This is a genomic window from Paenibacillus sp. 2TAB19, assembly GCF_052115185.1.
GTDB lineage: Bacteria > Bacillota > Bacilli > Paenibacillales > Paenibacillaceae > Pristimantibacillus.
Genome location: NZ_JBFRGE010000219.1, coordinates 1 through 681, shown reverse-complemented (window position 1 = coordinate 681; position 681 = coordinate 1). Strand labels below are relative to the sequence as shown.

Sequence of the window (681 nt, the reverse complement as noted above, 5' to 3'; positions counted from 1 at the left end):
CATTTACCATGGCTCAACTATAAAGTTCCATGTCCGTTTCCCTTTCATGCCATCCTTTAGCACATAGCTGAAAACAATGCTTACTGAACCACCTTTTCGATATGCAGCGTAGGTTGCAGGCCGAAACATGGCAATGGCTCGTGTTGAATCAATTTGATACGTTTTCGTTTCTCCTTCAAGTGGTGGCCAATTCGTAAATCCCATATCACTATTTTCATCAGGAACGATATACCACTTCGACTTCTCGATATTAATGGYATCGGTGTATGTTATCTCAATTTCAGCATGCACATTCCCTACAGATACAGAGTCTATAGGGATATGAAACTCTTCATCAACAACATTTAATGCAGACTTGTTATAATGACTAAAATCATATTGTTCTCCGGCACTGCCGATGCTAAAATGTCCAATTCGTATAATTTCGTTTTCCAACTTAAAATCAATGGCTGTTTCCCCAGTGGTTTCAGATAACGCGCTCGTGGTAGGCTTATCGTCGTCTTTGTTGGCAACATAAAGGCAAACGACCGCAAGTAGAATCCAAACGATTAGATTTACGTTCTTATTCTTTGAAAAACGGAAAAAATTTTTCATGATGGGATGACGTAAAATTGTTTGTGTACCAAGATTTGTAGCCTTGTCGGACAACAAAAAAGTAGGGTATCCTCGGGGTTGCTGAAG

Annotated in this window: 1 protein-coding gene; it reads right to left on the bottom strand. The window is 39.7% G+C overall.

Going from position 1 to position 681, the window contains the following annotated elements; translation table 11 throughout:
- Positions 1-3: 3 nt before the first annotated feature.
- Positions 4-681 (bottom strand): hypothetical protein (locus tag AB4Z33_RS31130; protein WP_442053595.1); only part of this gene is annotated, 678 nt, incomplete at its 5' end.